This window comes from Shewanella sp. W3-18-1 (genome assembly GCF_000015185.1).
GTDB lineage: Bacteria > Pseudomonadota > Gammaproteobacteria > Enterobacterales > Shewanellaceae > Shewanella > Shewanella putrefaciens.
In genome coordinates this window covers 1,104,833-1,125,110 of the sequence record NC_008750.1, presented here as the reverse complement: position 1 = coordinate 1,125,110, position 20,278 = coordinate 1,104,833, and the positions used below count along the sequence as shown (strand labels likewise).

Below are 20,278 nucleotides of genomic sequence, written 5' to 3'. Positions count from 1 at the left end.
GATGCATTCCATGACTCTTTTCCATAGGTCGTAAGCATTAAATTAACGGGTTACTTTTCGCCGCCGCAGGATAATCAAAAAGAAAAAACTCCCTATGGCGGCAGTAATAATACCCACGGGTAACTCTTGATTGCCCAACAAACAACGTGCTAAGACATCAATCCACACCAAAAATAATCCCCCCACCAACGCGGTTAATAATATTGATTGACGACCAGGAAATAATAACCGCACTGTGTGGGGGATCATTAAACCGACAAAACCAATGCCGCCGCAGGTGGCAACCAATACGGCGGTAATCAAGGAGCAAAGCAGCAACATATTGAGCCGCAGCTTAGGCACATTCACCCCTAAGGTATGGGCGGTTTCGTCCCCTGCTTGCAACGCCATGATCTGGCGCTTCATCCCTAAAATAATCACCAGACTCACGCCTATCACTAAACTCGGCAGCACTAGCAACGACCAACTGGCCTTAGCGAAACTGCCTAAACTCCAAAAGAGCACTGATGCCGTGGCCTGTGGACTGGCGAAATACAGCAGCAGACTCGTTAATGCGCCAAACATAAAGGAGGTTGCCACACCAGAAAGCAACATGCGCTCCACTTGGCTATTAAGCCCAAGCCCAGACAAGGCAAGCACAATTAACACAGATAAGCTCGCACCGATAAAAGCGCCAAAGGGTAAGCTAAACCAGAGCTGCCCAGCAAAAGCACCCGAGCCGCTAAAAATACCTGAGCTTGTTATTAATGCTGAATGTTCAAATAAACCAGAACCGGTAAAAATCGTCAACATCACCACAGCGCCAAAGGACGCGCCAGAGCTAATGCCAAACAAATAGGGATCGGCTAACGGGTTGCGGGTCACGGTTTGCAGCACACTCCCCGCCATTGACAAACCCGCCCCCGCCACAAAAGCCAGTAAAATGCGCGGCAGTCTTAGTTCCATCACAATGCGCTCAGTCATACCATTGGCTTGAACAGGATTCACCACATTATTTGTAAATACTTGAATAACTTCTATAAAGCGGATATTTGCCGCACCAAAGCTCGCCGCAGCAATAGGGGTGAGCAAAGTGATGATGCCCAATACAAGCAGCATCAGTTGTTGTCTCGTCAACGGTGTCACAATACGCCCCAAATATGAGATGAAATGTTGTTTATTCCTCGACATCATCCGCCCTCGCCTCGCTCGTTCAGGCCATGAGCCACATGGTGGTAACCATAAAAATAACTGATTAAGGGCTTTTTATGTTGTGGATGGGGCGATACCTGAGCACACACGCCGAACACATCACCAATGCGCGCCTCTGTTAATACTTCGGTTGGCGTCCCCATAGCGCTGACTTCACCGTTATGGATCAACAACAAACTGTCGCACAGGGCACTGGCTAGATTAAGATCATGAATAGAAGCAATCACGCTGATCCCAAGACTACGCACTAATTCGAGGATCTGAATTTGATAGCGCACATCGAGGTGGTTAGTTGGCTCATCTAGGATTAAAAGCTGCGGCTGCTGCACTATGGCGCGGGCAATCAAGGCGCGTTGCTTTTCACCACCAGATAAGTGCTCATATTGTTGATACCTCTTATGGCTCAAGCCCACTTTATCTAAGGCCTGAGCAATGCGCTCAGCATCCCTACTGGAATTGGTATCGAACATGCCCTTGTGGGGCGTCAAGCCCATGCTAACCAATTGCTCTGTGGTTAGGTCAAAATAATGCGGTGTATCTTGCTGCACGACGGCGACACGGCAAGCAAACGTCTTGGGCGATAAGAGCTCAATATCTTGATCAAAAAGGGTAATTTTGCCCTGAGTCGGGCGCACAAATCGATACAAACACCGCAGCAAGCTAGACTTGCCCGCACCGTTAGGCCCAATCAAACCCAACATCTCCCCCGTAGGCAACGAAAAGTTAATATTGGATAGAATGGTTTTGCCACCGATACACCAGCTTAACTGGCTGACATCGAGTGCGACACTCTGGCTCGTTGACGGACGAGTGTTACTTTCACTCAAACTATGGCTCATTTGGAGTGCAGAGAGTTTCACCAACGCGGCGCTCCTAGCGAGTCCAAACCTAGATTAAAAAAGGCTATGTACATTGTTATCTGCTCCCTCGAGTCACCCGCTCGAGAACTAAGGCTGCACGCAGCGATAACAGAAATAGGCAGGTCTCCTGACTTGTAGGGAAAGAAGGTTCTAGGTTCTAGGTTCTTCTTTTACTACTCACAGTTGCGGGTACAGTTCGGGCTGACTGATAAGCAGTGCCCCGATTCCCTATTATGTTTGGGTTGATATGCGCTTTGTTCACAACGCCATTGAGAATGAAAACAACGGAGCGATTCGAACAAGAGAGTCTATTCCCAACACCTATTTCTGCGACGTTATCACTCATTGCGCATGTAATACGCTATCTCGTTCAAACGTCAGGAAAAAGCATTATCCTACATCTATCCCATTAGGCAATGCTGTTTAAATCAGAATATTTTCATGTCAGCTTATTCTCGCCAAACGATCACGCCTACACCATAGCGCCTAGGTCGTGAAATAAGGCCTCAACACCTGCGCCCACTCGGCCAATCTAAACGCCAATAGCAGGCACCCTGTTCATCTTGCAGCACATTAATGCTCACCACTGCCGCCACGGGTAAATCAAGCTGACTATAAAACCCCACCGCCCGTTCAACCCCAAGGGCGCGAGCCATTAAGTGACGGATCACCCCGCCGTGGGTCACAACCCACACTTTGGTAGCAGGCATATAGTCACCGCGCTCATTAACGGCACTGTTTTCATTACCCATTTTATGTGAGTCGAGGGTAAATCGTTCAAACTCGGCGGCGAGTATCTGATCAACCGCCCCATTCACCCGCGACTCAAAACTCGCCATAGTTTCACCATTGGGCGGCGGCGTTTGCCAAGGATTTTGCCAATACGCCGCTAAGCGTTCGCCCTCTTGTTGATACACTTCATCGAGCCGACAACCGTCCCAATCACCAAAATCAATTTCCTGCAAACCCGACAAACACTGCGCCTGCAATGGCCTAGTGACTGATACCAACGCCGCTGTCGAATGCAGCTCGGCGGCGAAAGCGTGGGCAAAATCGGCGCAGCGGCGTGAAGTCGAGCTATAAATCGCGCTACACACGCTGGCCTGCGCCTCAACCGCTGCCGACATTTGTTGCCAACCCTTTTCGCTCAAAGGCACATCCACACGCCCCCGCAAGATGGCGCCGCCTTCACACTCTCCGTGGCGTAACAATAAAAGCTGCACTTGTTTCATATATGCCTTTTTAGTTAGGGACTAGATGCTAGGAACTCAAGCCGAGGGCCTAAATTCTAGATTCTCGATTCTCGCTCCTAATGCCTTTGACTTTCATCTTGCCCTGACGATCATAAGTCGCGTATTATGGACGTCTATACGTTTAAATGTCCAAAAACATTTTATAAAAACAAGTATCCAAAAACAAATGTCGATAGACCAGAATAAAATGCACTTTGCATAACAAGGGTCGATGCTTGGACTTAACTTAGCTGTATTTAAGGTAATTATTTATGACGATACCCTCAACCAAAGCCGGCCAGATATTAGCAGACATTCGCAAACAGCTTGCAGAGCGCATTCTGATCTTAGACGGTGCCATGGGCACAATGATCCAAGGCTACAAGCTGGAGGAAGAGGACTATCGCGGCGAACGCTTTAAGGATTGGCATACCGATGTTAAGGGCAATAACGACCTGTTAGTGCTCACGCAGCCTCACATTATCAAACAAATTCACACCGACTACTTAAACGCCGGTGCCGATATTATTGAGACCAACACCTTTAACGCCACGACTATCGCCATGGCCGACTACGACATGCAGTCGCTGTCAGCCGAAATTAACCGCGAAGGCGCGCGCCTCGCCCGTGAAGCCTGTGATGAAGCCTTTGCTGCCACAGGCATTCCACGCTACGTCGCCGGTGTGTTAGGCCCCACTAACCGTACGTGTTCTATTAGCCCTGATGTGAACGACCCTGGCTATCGCAACGTCAGCTTCGATGAGTTAGTGACCGCTTACAAAGAATCCACTAAGGCACTGATTGAAGGCGGCGCGGATATCATTATGGTCGAGACCATATTCGATACCTTAAACGCCAAGGCCGCGCTGTTTGCGATTGAATCCGTATTCGATGACTTATTTGGTCAGCATTCTAAAGACAGACTGCCGATCATGATCTCGGGCACCATTACCGATGCATCAGGCCGCACACTGACAGGCCAAACGACCGAAGCCTTTTACAATTCCCTTCGCCATATCAAGCCCTTGTCTATCGGTCTTAACTGCGCCCTTGGGCCAAAAGAGCTGCGCCCCTATGTGGAAGAATTGTCACGTATCAGCGAATGCTATGTGTCGGCGCACCCAAACGCGGGTCTGCCGAACGAGTTTGGCGGCTACGATGAAACCCCAGAAGATATGGCGAACGTGATCGAAGATTGGGCGCGCGAAGGCATGCTCAACATTATCGGCGGTTGCTGTGGTAGTACGCCTGAACATATTCGCGTTATTCGTCAAGCAGTTGAAAAATATGACCCTCGCGTCTTACCCGACATTCCGGTTGCCTGCCGTCTTGCGGGTTTGGAACCACTCACTATCGACGCCCAAACCCTGTTTGTGAACGTGGGCGAGCGCACCAACGTCACAGGTTCTGCCAAGTTTTTAAAGCTGATTAAAGAAGGCAAGTTCGAGCAAGCGCTTGATGTCGCCCGTGAACAGGTTGAAAGCGGCGCGCAGATCATCGATATCAATATGGACGAAGGCATGCTCGATGGCGTGGAGATCATGCACAAGTTTTTAAACTTGATTGCCTCTGAGCCGGACATCAGCCGCGTACCGATTATGATCGACTCCTCTAAGTGGGAGGTGATTGAAGCTGGCCTCAAATGTATTCAAGGCAAGGGGATTGTTAACTCGATTTCCCTTAAGGAAGGCGAAGCCAAATTTATCGAGCAAGCTACCTTAGTGAAACGCTACGGCGCGGCAGCCATTATCATGGCGTTCGACGAGCAAGGCCAAGCCGATACTAAGGCGCGCAAGATTGAGATCTGTACCCGCGCCTACCGCGTGCTGGTCGATAAGGTCGGCTTTCCGCCAGAAGACATTATCTTTGACCCGAATATCTTTGCGATTGCCACGGGTATCGATGAACACGATAACTATGCCGTCGATTTTATTGATGCCATTAAAGCAATTAAGGCCACCCTGCCCCATGCGATGATTTCGGGCGGCGTGTCGAACGTGTCGTTCTCCTTCCGTGGTAACAACCCAGTGCGCGAGGCGATCCACGCGGTATTCCTGTACCATGCGATTAAAGTCGGCATGGATATGGGGATTGTGAACGCGGGTCAGTTAGCCATTTACGATGATATCGACCCCGAGCTTAAAGAGCGGGTCGAAAACGTGGTGCTTAACTTGCCCTGCCCAGTTGAAGGCTCGAGCAATACAGAGCAGTTACTTGAAATCGCAGAGAAATTCCGCGGTGATGGCGCGCAGGTGGGTAAGAAAGAAGATTTAGAATGGCGCTCTTGGCCAGTTAATCAGCGTTTAGCCCATGCGCTCGTTAAAGGCATCACCGAATTTATTGATGAAGATACCGAAGCCGCTCGCCAAGAAGCGAAACGTCCACTCGATGTGATTGAAGGCCCGCTGATGGACGGCATGAATGTGGTCGGCGACTTATTTGGCTCGGGCAAGATGTTCCTGCCACAAGTCGTTAAGTCTGCGCGGGTGATGAAAAAGGCCGTGGCTTACCTCAATCCCTTTATTGAAAAGGAAAAAGTCGCAGGTCAGTCTAATGGCAAGATATTGATGGTGACCGTAAAAGGTGACGTGCACGATATCGGCAAGAATATCGTCGGCGTAGTGCTCGCCTGTAACGGCTTTGAGGTATTCGATTTAGGCGTGATGGTGTCGGTAGAGCGAATTCTCGACGCCGTGAAAGAACACAATATCGATATCATCGGCATGTCGGGCCTTATCACCCCAAGCCTTGATGAGATGGTGCATAACGTGAAAACCTTCCACCGCGAAGGCTTAACTATTCCAGCAATTATCGGCGGCGCGACTTGCTCAAAAATCCATACAGCGGTAAAAATCGCGCCCCATTATCCCCATGGCGCTATCTATATTGCCGATGCGTCCCGCGCTGTGCCAATGGTCAGCAAACTGGTGAATAACGAGACACGCCAAGCCACCATTGATGAAACCTACGCCGAATACGACGATATGCGCACTAAGCGTTTATCCCAAGCCAAGCGTAAAGAGATTGTTTCACTGGAGGCCGCCCGTGAAAACCGCTGCCAACACGACTGGGCCAATTACACCCCATTCAAACCCAATGTGCTCGGTCGCCAAGTGTTTGATGATTATCCATTAGAAGATTTAGTTGAGCGTATCGACTGGACACCGTTTTTCCGCTCGTGGGAGCTGCACGGCCATTACCCTGAAATCCTCAGCGATAAAGTGGTCGGCGTTGAAGCGCAAAAGCTGTTCGCCGATGGTCAGGCCATGCTTAAAAAAATCATCGAAGAAAAGTGGCTCACGGCGAAAGCGGTTATCGGCTTATTCCCAGCCAATACCGTGAATTACGACGATATTGAGCTGTATACCGATGAGTCGCGTACCACAGTTGAAATGACCACCCATCACCTGAGGATGCAGCTTGAGCGGGTCGGTAACGATAACTTCTGCCTTGCCGACTTTGTAGCGCCAAAAGATAGCGGCGTCGCCGACTATATGGGTGGTTTTGCGGTCACTGCGGGCCATGGGATTGATGAACATGTGGCACGTTTCGAAGCCAACCACGATGACTACAACGCCATTATGCTCAAGTGTTTAGCCGACCGTTTGGCCGAAGCCTTTGCCGAACGGATGCACGAACGGGTACGTAAAGAGTTTTGGGGTTATGCGGCCGACGAGCAGTTAAGCAACGAAGCCTTAATCCGCGAGAAATACAAAGGCATACGCCCCGCACCGGGCTACCCAGCTTGCCCAGACCACACAGAAAAAGGTTTGTTATGGGACTTGCTCAAGCCCGATGAGACCATCGACTTGAATATCACCGAAAGCTACGCCATGTTCCCTACCGCTGCGGTATCGGGCTGGTATTTCGCCCACCCAAAATCCCGCTATTTTGGTGTAAGTAACATAGGCCGCGATCAAGTGGAAGATTATGCGAAGCGTAAAGGGATGACTGTAGCTGAGACAGAGAAATGGCTGGCGCCAGTGCTTGACTATGATCCTGAATAGAGAGTGATCCTGACTGATTTTTAGAAATAGTCAGGATCTTTATTACGCTAACGCGGTTTGAGATCTAAGATCGGTCTTGCGACCGAAAAGGTCGTGGAATTCCATTCCACACCAGGGCAAGAAGGGGATCAACAGCAATCCCCCTCTTGCATCTCCCCTTGCCGCCCCTAGCGAAGTTACATGCATTAGGGACTAGCCTTGGTCTTATGGATAAATTGCTATCGCTTCCGATGGTACATCCTGTACCCCGAAAGCTAGCCGGTCATCCATGACCGGACTCACGCAATTTATTCCAACGCCCCGCGGCAACTTCGCAGGGGATTGGTGAACTTCTGCTACTTTTGTGTTACTTGCTAGCCATTCAAAGCAAACCGAGTAATGTTTACTACCAGTTTTAGAAATTTAACAATGGATGACTCATTAAATTTCACATTATTATTTCAAATTACAGCTTAACAACTGGTGTAGAGATAAACCAAAAATAAAAAATCTCACCAATTAATTTCCAGAGCGGAATTAAGCAAGCAGGACTCAAACTTGAAATATCCATACTAACAACTTTGCCATCCTTAATATCCTTTTTTATTAAAGAAATTAAGGAACTAGTACTAGCTGTCAAGTTATGGGAAATATCTAGCCTATTGTTTTCAAACTCAGCTAATCTTTTTAAAAATAGAGGACAAGAAAACGCACCATATAAACCCCTCCAGTATTCTGAAAAACTATTTTCATCTTTAAAAACTTCTTTGTATTTATGCCCCCGTTTAAAATCATAATACAAATAGCTTTCTAAATTTATAGTCGTAGCGTTAGAAATAAAATCAACTGGCATTCTTTGAGTACTATTAGCCTTATTATCAATGACATTTAACGGAATTAAATTTTCAACCTCATGACAATTTAAAACATGCAATCTATCTCTTATCTTTTTCGATTCAAAAAAATGTATTAATTTTAAAGCAGTTACACCATCATTACTTTGGGGGTGTTTTTTATCACTATCACAAATTGCAAATACATTGTAATTAGTTGTATACAAGATAGAACAGACCTCATGAGAGCGATCGCCTCCACCATGTACTGGCACAAAGTCCAAGTTGTAATTATCACCTCTAAACAACTTATATGATTCCATTACAAGGTTGTAAACCACAATATCATCAACATCTTCAACAATTAAATTCGAACGTCCTAAAAATCTATCGATCGAAGTAACACTTCCCTTGTAATCAAATAAATTAACGACAAACAACTCACTAAAATCGCATTCAAAATCAAAAGAATTATCAACAAAAATAAATCTTATAGCAAAATCTTGTGCTAAAAAATCACCAAGAAAAGTAATTTTATTTAGCGATTTTCTAAAAATTGTTTTTGAAAACAAACTAATATCATTTAAGCAAATTATTTTTTCCAATGTATCTCTATCTGAAACAACACAATGATGTCCATACGCTATGGTTTGCGCTAATTTTTCTAAAAAAAGTAATAAATATTGTGATTCTGGATTTTTAGTCACCGACTCGACTATCGATTTATCTAGTTTTATAATCATATTATTAATAATCAAAAAAACCTAATGGCCAGTTATTAAGAAAACCGTTTTGGTCAAAATTTGCAGAAATTATTTTAGTCTCTCGACTTTCTCGATCTTGTTCAAAAAGGGAAACCCCTATCATATCATTAGCGATTTTCCCTTTAGATATTAGATTACCCATTTTAGATATTATTGATTCACTATGAGTTTCTATAATTAATTTAAGTTCGATACCATTATTATTTGCAAGTTCAATTGCATTTATGAATACAATTGAAAGCGACGCCTGCATCTTAGGATGCAAATGTAACTCAGGTTGCTCAATCGCAAATATATAACTATTTATTTTTCTACTTCTTTTTGAATTTTCATATCCAGATGATACTGCCCATAATTGAATAATAATAGGTAACACTTGTGAAAAACCAAATCCCATATCAGAAATATTATCACTCAAATCTGAATCGGCATACTGAAGATTAATTGATATATGATTAGAGTTCAAATCTACATTTATAACAAAACCAAATTCACTTTTTGTCCACTTATTAAGTTCCTCCCTCCACTTACCAGTAATATTAGATATAAACATACCTATATTATCCCCACGATGGTCTAACTCGTCGATACTTAAATCTTGATGCCTATAATATCTTGCCGTTGAAGTTCTTAATGGTGCAATATATCTAACGCCTAACAACTCATTGGTCATAGAATCATTTATATTTGCACTATTCTCTATAAGATAATAAAGATCAGCCAAACCAGATATAAATCTGAACTTTTTTGAATTAACATCCCAACTTAATGTTTCTTTTTCCCACTTTGCAGTTGAGTTCATTTTCCTTAACAAAGCTAATTTATTATTATCATTAACTGAATTTCGTAAAAATCTTGTAGCCATAGCTTGCAATTTGTTACTACTCGAACTACCTGAGTAGTTTTTAAAAAGCTGAACAACTTGATTGAATAATGCTGTACTTATTTGCTTGCCTTTTGCATCAACCAACCCTGAAGAAGGTGATATTAAAATCGGAAGTAAATTATCAGTATCAGTTATCTGATACTTTAAATCATGTTTTTTTAACGGCCATGACAACCTATCAGATGAAATATCAGTAATCACACCATCCTCATCAAACTTAAAAAAAATCGTATGATTATACATTTTAACTTGATAACTTGCCGTATAACAACTTAAACCACTATTAGACCTCATCATGCCTATTTTACATATCAACTCCACTGGTTCTTCATTAATAAAACTGTGATGATACTTTTTCCTATTATAAGAAAGTTGGAATGTAAAAAATAGTTCATCCTCATTCTTCACTTCACCATTAAAAAATTTTTTATGAATTGCTGTATCAAAAGAACCAAAATCAATATATAAACCATTCCACAGTATAGGCCCTCGAGTTTTCTTTTCAACACTTTGCCTGAGCAATGGAAATATCCTTAGAAAAGTACTTTTACCCGAACTATTGTTTCCAACAAGTATATTAATTTTCTTTAATTCAAAGTCACCACTATCCCTAAGGGACTTAAGACCTTCTACTTTTATTTTTTGCATCAAATAATCCAAAGTAAATTTAAATTTATTAAAACCTATCTAATCTGACCCTAATGCTTTATCTGTAGCGGTCACCAATTCAGTAATAAACCGAATACATTTATCCACTTCATCACGTTTTATGATTTGAGGTACACCAATTTCAACTTGAGCACGGTGTACCGCATCTCCACGCTTTTTGAGCCAAGTATTAAGGGTTTCTCTCGCTTGTTTAGGTATATAATTCGGCCATTTCCAATGCTCTGTAACATCAATCCCGAAAAACTCTTCAAAAATTTGCTTCGTTTTAGCAGAGTCTGGGTTATGAAACATTTTCAAGCGAGTAGAAAACTGCTGCTCCATAAAGTTTCCAATTTGACACCCTTTTAGTGCACCAAACTTGTTGTTGAAAAGTTCTGTAGCAACATCTTCTACATAGGTTTCCCAAGCCGTCATAGTCATGATCAAAGCGGCTCTTTTCAGTGCCTCTGGAACAGCCTTTCCTTGACCAACATTAAGGTTGTCATAGCATTCGATTAATACTCGCGCATCACCAATTGCACGCTTAAATGTATTTAGAGCAACAGACATTAAATTCCTTAGCTAAATAGCAGTTATATTAATAACTATCTGACTTTTAATAAAAATTATGAATAAACACTAATGCCAAGAGTTACGCCAATCCCCTGCGAAGTTGCCGACGGGCGTTGAAGAAAATCACGTGAGCGAGGCATGGATGCCGAGCTAGCTTTCGGGGTACAGGATGTACCATCGAAAGCGTTAGTGATTTTCGAATAAGCGCTAGGCCAGTAACCAATGCATGTAACTTCGTTAGGGGCGTCTTGGAGAATCCAAGGAGGATAGGACGAGCAGTCCTCCTTGGTCGGGTGTGGGTTGAAGACCCACGACCTTGATTCACCTCGGCCGTTAGGCCGCAATAAACAAATAACCGCGATAACATTGCCAATTCGCAGCGCCAAGCAAACCAGCACTATCAAAACGCTTCAGCTTTGTCGTTCGACAACAAGCCCCGCCATAGCTACCGCACTTAGCCAACAGCCGTTAGCCAAGGGATTGCACTGCTCTTTTCTAGATTCTAGGCTCTAGCACCTAGCACCTAGTGTTAGAAACTCATCGCATATTGTTCAGGAGGCGTTTCTTGCGAAATAAAGATACATCTTCCTGATGCAAGTGAACTTAACCATGGTCACGATTAAGTTTCATCCTTGTTAAAACTTAAGATAGCGTTCTGATTAGGCCATGTCTACCACTTTCACATTACAAATTAGATAGTTAAGTGATAACTAATTTTCATCCTCCCTTTACAGACCAATATCAAAGCGTATTCAGGATAAGTAGTGCAAAAACACAGAAGTAAACGCAGAAATGGCTGGTACCAACCGTTAACGATTTACACCTAAACAAAGGGGATCTCAATAAGAACTGCGCTTGACTAGCTTCATCAGCCTATTACAGAGACAAGTTGCTATTTGGTATATTGCGATTATATTGCCCCATCTGTAACACGCTGATCTATTTTGTCTATTTTTACGTACCTACGTACAGTTAAAGACCGCAATACACACTATACTAAGCAGCATGCCACCAAAAAGTGATTTTAGTACTTCGCTTTGGAAATCAATATGATCATATTTAATAAGCGCTTGAAGGAAGAGAATGAGCAGTTGAAAGAAGAATTACTTTCAATGCAACAGGTAAGGGAAAGCCTTGATAGCGAGATGTTAGCATTAACACTTGATTCAAATGGAAAAATTACCGTAATCAACGCAAACTTTACCCATGACATGTTATTCCAAAATACCTCACCCGTCGGGCGAGAATTAATCGATCTTGTGCCTCAACGAGCCAGAAGTACTAATCACTTTAAGTTAATGTGTGATGCATTAAAACGCTGTGTACATTGGGCTGGCGCCCTACAAATTACCAAAGGCGATGGCGAAGAAGCCTGGTTACGGGCAATTATACAGCCGGTGAAAAACAGTAAAGGCCAAGTTAAACATATATCTGTATATGCAAATGACCTCACCCGTACCATCAAAAACTCACAGGAACACCAAGATTTAACCCAAGCCTTACAACGCTCTACGGCTGTCATCGAATTTAATTTGGAGGGTATAGTTCTCGCGGCAAATGATAATTTTTTACAGGCCATGGGCTATAGCCAAAATCAAATTATTGGCAAACATCACAGAATGTTCTGTGAGCCTGAAGAATATAATTCTCTAGAATATAAACAGTTTTGGGAACAGCTTCGTCAAGGTAAATACGTTGCGAGCCGCTTTAAACGTCTTGATAGTTATGGTCGAGAGGTTTGGCTAGAGGCATCCTATAATCCGATTTTTGATAGTTACAAAAAACTGTATAAAGTCGTTAAATTTGCAACGGTAATCACTGAGCAAGTCAATCGAGAGCAAGCCATATCCGAAGCGGCCGATATTGCCTATGGCACCTCAAAACAAACGGATGATATGGCACAAATGGGCAGTAAAGTGCTACAAGAGACTGTCGAAGCCATGCACAAACTGACAGCGCAAATGGACACCGCAGCCCAAGGAATTGCAGCCTTAGATAAACAATCGCAAATGATTGGTGAACTGGTAAAAAGTATTAGCGGCATTGCGGATCAAACAAATTTACTAGCCCTTAATGCCGCGATTGAAGCTGCACGAGCAGGTGAACAAGGACGAGGATTTGCTGTGGTTGCCGATGAAGTACGGCAGCTCGCCTCTCGTACCAGTAAGGCAACGGAGGAAATCGTCGAGGTGGTTTCGCAAAATAAAAAGTTAACCGAAAATGCAGTTAACATGATTGAAGAAGGTAAAAAACAAGCACAACACGGCTTAGCACTTTCGACGCAATCCGGTGAAGTAATGTCAGAAATCCAAGACGGTGCTCAAAAGGTGGTAAATGCTGTAGGCCAATTTACGAATCAATTAACCAATTGATAGTAGAAAATACAGTTTAAAAAGCTGATATCCGAATATAAAAAGCCCCGCAGTGTTTAACACTGCGGGGCTTTTTTCATCGAGTGCCGCGGCTCATAGCGACACGTCACTCAACGGGTTAAGTTAGCTATTTAGATCTTGGAAGAACTTTTTCACGCCATCGAAAAAGCCCTCAGCCTTTGGGCTGTGCTTCTTTGACTCACCCGTTAAGGTGGCTTCAAATTCGCGTAACAGTTCTTTTTGACGATCATTTAGGTTAACTGGCGTTTCCATCACCACTTTGCAGAGCAAATCGCCTACAGCATGGCTACGCACCGATTTAACCCCTTTACCGCGTAAACGGAACATACGGCCCGTTTGTGTTTCGGCAGGGATCTTAAGGCTCACTTTACCATCCAGTGTGGGTACTTCAATTTCACCGCCAAGGGCGGCTTTACTGAAGGATATCGGCACTTCGCAGTAAAGGTTGTTACCATCACGGACGAAAATCGCATGTTCACGCACACTCACCTGAACATATAAATCCCCTGGAGGCGCGCCAAATTCACCCGCTTCGCCTTCACCTGCTAAACGAATACGGTCGCCCGTATCGACGCCGGCAGGGATCTTAACCGATAAGGTTTTGCTCTTTTCAACACGGCCATCGCCATGACACTTAGAGCAAGGATCTTTGATGATCTTGCCGCGGCCATGACAGGTTGGGCAAGGTTGCTGCACCGTAAAAAAGCCTTGGCGCATTTGGACTTGGCCTTGACCATGGCATGTCGTACAGGTACTTGCCGATGTGCCTTTTTTCGCCCCGCTGCCATCACACAGATCGCAGGTTGCCAGTGTTGGAATACGCAGTTCTTTCGTCAGGCCTTTAACCGCTTCTTCCAGTGATAACTCTAGGTTGTAACGTAAATCTGAGCCGCGGGCCGCTTGGCGTTGACCGCCACGACGTCCACCGCCGAAAATATCGCCAAAGACATCACCGAAGATATCACCGAAATCGCCCTGCCCACCACCGTAACCACCGCCACGATTGGGATCCACACCCGCATGACCAAATTGATCATACGCCGCTTTTTTATCGGTATCGGTCAGGATTTCATAGGCTTCTTTCGCTTCTTTGAAGCTAGCCTCTGCGGCTTTATCGCCTGGGTTACGATCGGGGTGAAACTTCATGGCCAGACGTTTATAGGCCTTTTTAATTTCACGTTCGCTGGCGTCACGACCAACGCCTAATACTTCGTAATAATCTCGCTTTGACATAATCTCATGCTTCTGGGCTTAAGTTGAACGAACGGGCGTTAGGGTTTCCCCGTAACGCCCGCCTAGAATTAACTATTTAAAATCACATTTGAAATCAGTTATTTGAAATCAAACCTTGATTCAAACAATTACTTCTTGTCGTCTTTCACTTCTTCAAATTCAGCATCGACAACATCATCGGCAGCAGCGTTAGCCTGTTTGCCCGCATTGGTCTCTGCACCACCTTGGGCTTGAGACTTAGCTTGAGCAATTTCCATCAGCTTAGCAGACGCTTCGATTAATTCTTGGCTTGCCTTTTCAATGGCTTCTTTGTCATTGCCTTTAGTGGCAGTGTCAACAGCGGCCATTGCAGCTTGGATTTTCTCTTTATCTTCGCTTGGCAATGCATCACCCGCTTCTTCTACTTGTTTCTTAGTCGCGTGGACTAAGCCATCAGCTTGGTTGCGTGCTTGCACTAGCTCTTCGAACTTCTTGTCTTCATCTGCGTGCGCTTCAGCATCACGTACCATTTGCGCCACTTCTTCTTCACTTAAACCAGAAGAGGCTTTGATGGTGATGTTTTGTTTCTTGCCGGTTTTCTTGTCTGTCGCAGACACATGCAGAATACCGTCGGCGTCGATGTCGAACATCACTTCAATTTGTGGCTGGCCACGTGGTGCTGGCTCAATACCGTCTAAGTTGAACTGACCTAATGACTTGTTCGCGCTCGCTTGCTTACGCTCACCTTGCAGTACGTGAATCGTCACTGCACTTTGGTTGTCATCGGCGGTTGAGAACACTTGCTGTGCCTTAGTCGGAATAGTCGTGTTTTTCTCAATCAACTTAGTCATCACGCTGCCCATGGTTTCGATACCCAGAGACAGTGGCGTCACGTCTAACAGTAATACGTCTTTCACGTCGCCTGACAATACACCCGCTTGAATCGCAGCACCTACAGCTACCGCTTCGTCTGGGTTAACGTCTTTACGAGGTTCTTTGCCGAAGAAGTTTGTCACCGCTTCTTGAACCTTAGGCATACGGGTTTGACCACCCACCAGAATCACTTCGTTAACGTCTGATACGGATAAATCTGCATCCGCCAGAGCAACTTTTAATGGCTCTAATGTGCGGAGAATCAAGTCTTCAACCAGTGATTCCAACTTAGCACGAGTGATTTTAATCACTAAATGCTTAGGACCTGTTGCGTCTGCCGTGATGTATGGCAGGTTCACTTCAGTGTGGTTGGTGCTTGAAAGTTCAATTTTTGCTTTTTCAGCCGCTTCTTTCAGACGTTGCATTGCTAATGGATCTTTACGCAGATCTAAGCCTTGCTCTTTCTTGAATTCGTCAGCTAAGTAGTTGATCAAACGGTTGTCAAAGTCTTCACCACCTAAGTGGGTATCACCGTTAGTTGCCAATACTTCAAATGTTTGGTCGCCATCGTTGCTGTCGATTTCGATGATAGAGATATCGAATGTACCACCACCTAAATCGTATACCGCAACAATGTTGTCGCCTTGTTTCTTATCAATACCGTAAGCTAATGCCGCTGCTGTGGGTTCGTTGATAATACGTTTAACATCAAGACCTGCGATACGACCCGCATCTTTAGTCGCTTGACGTTGTGAATCGTTAAAGTAAGCAGGTACGGTAATAACCGCTTCTGTCACTTCTTCACCTAAAAAGTCTTCTGCGGTTTTCTTCATCTTTTTCAAGATTTCAGCAGAAACTTGTGGTGGTGCCATTTTGTTGCCACGCGATTCAACCCAAGCATCACCGTTGTCGGCTTGGATGATTTTGAATGGCATAATGTTCACATCACGTTGAACTTCGTCATCTTTAAAACGACGACCAATCAAACGCTTAATCGCGAAGAATGTGTTAGTCGGGTTAGTCACTGCTTGACGTTTTGCAGGCGAACCGACAATGGTTTCATCGTCTGTATAAGCGATGATTGACGGGGTTGTGCGATCGCCTTCAGCATTTTCTAACACACGCGCTTTGCCACCATCGAGGACAGCTACACAAGAGTTTGTTGTGCCTAAGTCGATACCAATAATTTTACCCATGAGGTCCTCCGAAAAATTTCATTCAATCTAAATTTGTTTAGTTGGTTTTGATATGGGGCCGGACGCATTGTTTATCAAGTCCATTGTTGGCCGCCTTCTCTGCCTTAACACCTATATTGGGACAGGGAATTTAATTACAAGGGCCGATAAAAAAATTTTCTTACTTTATCTTTTCCATATACGGAAATGGATAAAATATTTCATCCACTAAAATACGCTTGCTTATCCACCATAGCTGTTATTCAATCTGCCCACATTTGGTAGATGTTTATCTAAATAAGGTAGCAGAGTGAAGTCTTCGAATTTAGCGTATGTGTACGGCATGGCCGCAGTCTTCCTCTGGTCCACAGTGGCCACGGCTTTTAAAATAGCCTTAAGCTATTACAGTCCGCTGCAACTGGTGTTTGTTGCCGTACTCACTTCGATTATTGCCCTTACCAGTATCTTGGCTTGGCAAAAAAAGCTATCTTTACTTAAGCAACAATTTTTACGCAGACCCATGTTTTATCTGGTAACAGGGCTAATCAATCCCTTCCTCTACTATGTTGTGCTATTTAAGGCGTATTCTTTACTGCCCGCGCAGCAAGCTTTATCACTTAACTACACTTGGGCGGTATTACTGCCGTTACTTGCCGCGCCTTTGCTAAAGCAACATTTGCGTAAAAGCGACATTGCGGCAGCACTGATTGCCTACACTGGTGTGTTTATTATTGCCACTGGCGGCGATATCAGCGGCTTTAGCTTTGATAGCCCGCTGGGGATCGGCCTTGCGCTGACCAGCACGCTACTCTGGTGCCTATATTGGATCGTCAACACTAAAGATCAAGGTGATCCCGTGGTGAGTTTATTGCTCAGTTTTCTCATCGGCTTACCTTTTATTGCCATGACCTTAGTGTTAACAGATGCGCTACCCAGTTTTAGTCTTAAGGCGATATTTGCTGGTATGTATGTGGGATTGTTCGAGATGGGCATTACCTTCGTGCTCTGGTTAATGGCGCTGAAAACTGCCACTCGCACCGCGAACATCAGCACTATGGTGTTTTTATCCCCGGTGATGTCGATTGGATTTATTGCCTGGATTTTGCAAGAAACCATTGCAATGACGACCTATCTTGGCCTTGCTTTTATTTTGTCAGGGATGATGTTGCAGCAACTTTTACCCCGTTATACCGAGCGTAAACGTAGTGGAAAACCTGAAGAGGTCACGCCAAAGATAATGGAGTAATTTACCGCCATTATCTAAATCGATTATTGGTGCATGATGACGCCACTTTTTATATCACTCCGATGTAAAAATGCGTTGGCTAACATTTTTATCTTACGTTAAAGGCTAATATCCCCCGTTTTGTGAAGGAGTATAGAATGACACCTGCTGTTCGACTGGTGAAAAAAGCCAAAATTGCCTTTGAAATTTTAGAATATAGCCACGATCCACACTGCGCCGCCTATGGCGAAGAAGCCGCCAACACTCTTGGGCTTAATCCTGCACAGGTATTTAAGACCTTACTGGTCGCCATCGACAAAGCCCATGCGCCAATCGCCGTCGCGCTCGTACCCGTCGATCATCAACTGAATCTTAAAGCCGTTGCAAAATGTTTAGGGCAGAAGAAATTGCAAATGGCTGATGCTGAACTCGCGCAAAAATCATCGGGTTATCTTGTGGGTGGTATCAGCCCGTTAGCACAAAAGAAGCGCCTGCCAACCTTGATTGACCAAAGTGCACAATCCTTTGATCACATTTATGTCAGTGCAGGACGTAGAGGGCTTGAGATTAGTTTATCCGCCAACGAGTTGGCTCAACTCTGTAATGGTTCATTTGCCGATATAAAAACACTTTAATGTAAGCCTAATGGGTTGAATATCACAAAATTAACAATAATTTAACCCAGCACATTAAAGTGTTTGAAAAAGCCGTGATATCCGTCTATAAATTGTACTGAGCGACAGTTGGACTAAGGACAGTCAGATGGAAAAATCAACACAATGGAATCCAGAAAAAGGCATAGGCCCCGTTGGCTGGGTTGCCATGCTGCTTTGTATCACGCTTTTTATCTATGAGCATTTTTGGGGAAATGGTTTTACGACTATGGTAGTTATGCTCTACTGCAGTTTTTTGCTCCCCTCGGTATTACTTACCCGCAGAGTGCAAGAAAGGTACTTTATTTATACCTTGGAATATATCAGTGCCTTTCGTAAGTTCACCATAATGATGACGGTAATCTTTCTCTGTGTGTGGCTACTCGCCACTTATACCCCTCTTATTCGCTAAACCTATCCACAAAAGATTTAATCGCGCATATTCACAATAAAAAGCCATTGATGTTATCCATCAATAGCTTTTGTTTACCGTCTTTTAAATACGGCTGGTGTAATCGCCCCAAGCTAACCATTTATAGGTGGTTAATGCCTCAAGCCCCATTGGGCCGCGGGCGTGCAACTTTTGCGTGCTTACCGCAACTTCGGCACCTAAACCAAACTGGCCACCATCAGTAAAACGCGTGCTGGCATTGACATACACAGCGGCTGAATTCACTTGGTTCATAAAGTGCGCCGCAGCATGAATATCATCGGTCAGAATCGCTTCCGAATGCCCACTAGAATAAGTACGAATATGGTCAACGGCAGTATCGATATCAGCCACGACTTTGATGCCTAAGGTGAGTGACAACCATTCAATGCCAAAATCCTCAGACTGAGCAAGCATCACATCAAACCCTAAACCATCGAGAAGGGCAAAACTTGTCTCACAGACTGAAAAACGCACACCTAAACGATGCAAATACTCGGCAACTTGCGGTACAAAGCTGCTCGCCACGCGCTCATCCACCAGCAAGGTATCGAGCGCATTACACACGGTCGGACGCTGCACTTTGGCGTTAGCAATAACATCGAGGGCACGTTGTAAGTCAGCATTTTTATCGACATATAAATGGCAAATGCCAATGCCGCCTAAGATCACCGGAATGGTCGCTTGCTCAGCACATAGGCGCTGCAGAGCTTGACCGCCGCGCGGCACTATCATGTCAACATATTGATCGAGCTTTAGCAGTCCCGTCACTAAGGCTCTATCAGGCGAATCAATAAATTGCACCGCATCTATGGGCAAACCTTGGGCGACAATCGCGCTGCGGATCACATCACTAATAAGTTTATTCGATTCAAGGGTTTCTTTACCGCCACGGAGGATCACCGCATTACCAGTTTTAAGGGCAAGCACCGCGATATCCACGGTCACATTAGGCCGTGCTTCATAAATCACCCCAATCACCCCAAGCGGTACACGGCGGCGAGTCAGCCTTAACCCGTTATCCAATAACTTACTGCCAAATTCTTCACCGACGGGATCGGCAAGGCGAATGACATCGCTGATGTCACCGATAATGCCCGCAAGGCGCGCATCATCGAGCAATAATCTGTCGATCATCGCCTCCGTTAATCCATCGGCCTTAGCAGCGGCAACATCCTTAGCGTTAGCCGCTAAAATGGCCGGAGAGTTTTCCGTCAGCGCATCGGCAATAGCCTCGAGCAAATCGGCCTTTTGACTCGCCGTTAAGTTGGCTAAGGCATAACTTGCCTGTTTGGCATTAGCGCCAAGTTGCTGTAAATACTGCGCTTGATTCATTTCACTCAA

Annotated in this window: 14 protein-coding genes and 1 riboswitch; of the genes, 5 read left to right on the top strand and 9 right to left on the bottom strand. The window is 44.7% G+C overall.

Going from position 1 to position 20,278, the window contains the following annotated elements; all coding sequences use genetic code 11:
• Positions 1–42 precede the first annotated feature (42 nt).
• From SPUTW3181_RS05065 to SPUTW3181_RS05055, 3 genes are all read right to left on the bottom strand, one after another.
• Positions 43–1,170: a FecCD family ABC transporter permease gene (locus tag SPUTW3181_RS05065; RefSeq protein ID WP_011788361.1), complete on the bottom strand. Its 1,128-nt coding sequence runs from the start codon at positions 1,168–1,170 to the stop codon at positions 43–45.
• A complete protein-coding gene (locus tag SPUTW3181_RS05060; protein ID WP_011788360.1) occupies positions 1,170–2,051 on the bottom strand; it encodes an ABC transporter ATP-binding protein in 882 nt (293 codons plus the stop codon). Before SPUTW3181_RS05060 ends, SPUTW3181_RS05065 begins: the two co-directional genes overlap by 1 nt.
• A gap of 99 nt (positions 2,052–2,150) precedes the next feature.
• Positions 2,151–2,337, bottom strand: a riboswitch (cobalamin riboswitch).
• A gap of 220 nt (positions 2,338–2,557) precedes the next feature.
• A complete protein-coding gene (locus SPUTW3181_RS05055) occupies positions 2,558–3,283 on the bottom strand; it encodes a histidine phosphatase family protein (protein WP_011788359.1) in 726 nt (241 codons plus the stop codon).
• Between the two features lie 272 nt (positions 3,284–3,555).
• Between SPUTW3181_RS05055 and metH the strand changes: the two genes are divergently transcribed.
• Positions 3,556–7,290, top strand: coding sequence for a methionine synthase (gene metH, locus SPUTW3181_RS05045; protein WP_011788358.1), 3,735 nt, complete (start codon positions 3,556–3,558; stop codon positions 7,288–7,290).
• Positions 7,291–7,735: 445 nt separating this feature from the next.
• On the opposite strand, the gene SPUTW3181_RS05040 is transcribed toward metH, so the two are convergent.
• The 3 genes from SPUTW3181_RS05040 to SPUTW3181_RS05030 are packed head-to-tail and all read right to left on the bottom strand — an operon-like array spanning position 7,736 to position 10,970.
• A complete protein-coding gene (locus SPUTW3181_RS05040) occupies positions 7,736–8,809 on the bottom strand; it encodes a hypothetical protein (protein WP_157037388.1) in 1,074 nt (357 codons plus the stop codon).
• A 40-nt stretch (positions 8,810–8,849) separates the two neighbouring features.
• Positions 8,850–10,400 (bottom strand): AAA family ATPase, encoded by a 1,551-nt coding sequence (locus SPUTW3181_RS05035; RefSeq protein ID WP_011788356.1) that lies wholly within the window; start codon positions 10,398–10,400, stop codon positions 8,850–8,852.
• Positions 10,401–10,439: 39 nt separating this feature from the next.
• Complete coding sequence (locus SPUTW3181_RS05030) at positions 10,440–10,970, bottom strand: HEPN domain-containing protein (protein ID WP_011788355.1); 531 nt, start codon at positions 10,968–10,970, stop codon at positions 10,440–10,442.
• A 1,052-nt stretch (positions 10,971–12,022) separates the two neighbouring features.
• Between SPUTW3181_RS05030 and SPUTW3181_RS22315 the strand changes: the two genes are divergently transcribed.
• Positions 12,023–13,345: a PAS domain-containing methyl-accepting chemotaxis protein gene (locus SPUTW3181_RS22315; protein ID WP_011788354.1), complete on the top strand. Its 1,323-nt coding sequence runs from the start codon at positions 12,023–12,025 to the stop codon at positions 13,343–13,345.
• A gap of 123 nt (positions 13,346–13,468) precedes the next feature.
• On the opposite strand, the gene dnaJ is transcribed toward SPUTW3181_RS22315, so the two are convergent.
• A complete protein-coding gene (gene dnaJ / locus SPUTW3181_RS05020; RefSeq protein ID WP_011788353.1) occupies positions 13,469–14,599 on the bottom strand; it encodes a molecular chaperone DnaJ in 1,131 nt (376 codons plus the stop codon).
• 128 nt (positions 14,600–14,727) lie between these two features.
• On the bottom strand, positions 14,728–16,647 hold the full coding sequence (dnaK, locus tag SPUTW3181_RS05015; RefSeq protein ID WP_011788352.1) for a molecular chaperone DnaK: 1,920 nt from the start codon (positions 16,645–16,647) through the stop codon (positions 14,728–14,730).
• Between the two features lie 289 nt (positions 16,648–16,936).
• Here dnaK and SPUTW3181_RS05010 point away from each other — a divergent pair, with 289 nt between their 5' ends.
• From SPUTW3181_RS05010 to SPUTW3181_RS05000, 3 genes are all read left to right on the top strand, one after another.
• Positions 16,937–17,872: a DMT family transporter gene (locus SPUTW3181_RS05010; protein ID WP_011788351.1), complete on the top strand. Its 936-nt coding sequence runs from the start codon at positions 16,937–16,939 to the stop codon at positions 17,870–17,872.
• A gap of 137 nt (positions 17,873–18,009) precedes the next feature.
• Positions 18,010–18,486 carry a Cys-tRNA(Pro) deacylase gene (gene ybaK / locus SPUTW3181_RS05005; protein WP_011788350.1) on the top strand — a complete coding sequence of 159 codons (477 nt, stop codon included), beginning with the start codon at positions 18,010–18,012 and terminating at the stop codon, positions 18,484–18,486.
• A gap of 127 nt (positions 18,487–18,613) precedes the next feature.
• Positions 18,614–18,916, top strand: a complete 303-nt coding sequence (locus SPUTW3181_RS05000) for a hypothetical protein (protein WP_011788349.1) — start codon at positions 18,614–18,616, stop codon at positions 18,914–18,916.
• 84 nt (positions 18,917–19,000) lie between these two features.
• Here SPUTW3181_RS05000 and SPUTW3181_RS04995 read toward each other — a convergent pair whose 3' ends face one another.
• Positions 19,001–20,278 (bottom strand): glutamate-5-semialdehyde dehydrogenase, encoded by a 1,278-nt coding sequence (locus SPUTW3181_RS04995; protein ID WP_041408005.1) that lies wholly within the window; start codon positions 20,276–20,278, stop codon positions 19,001–19,003.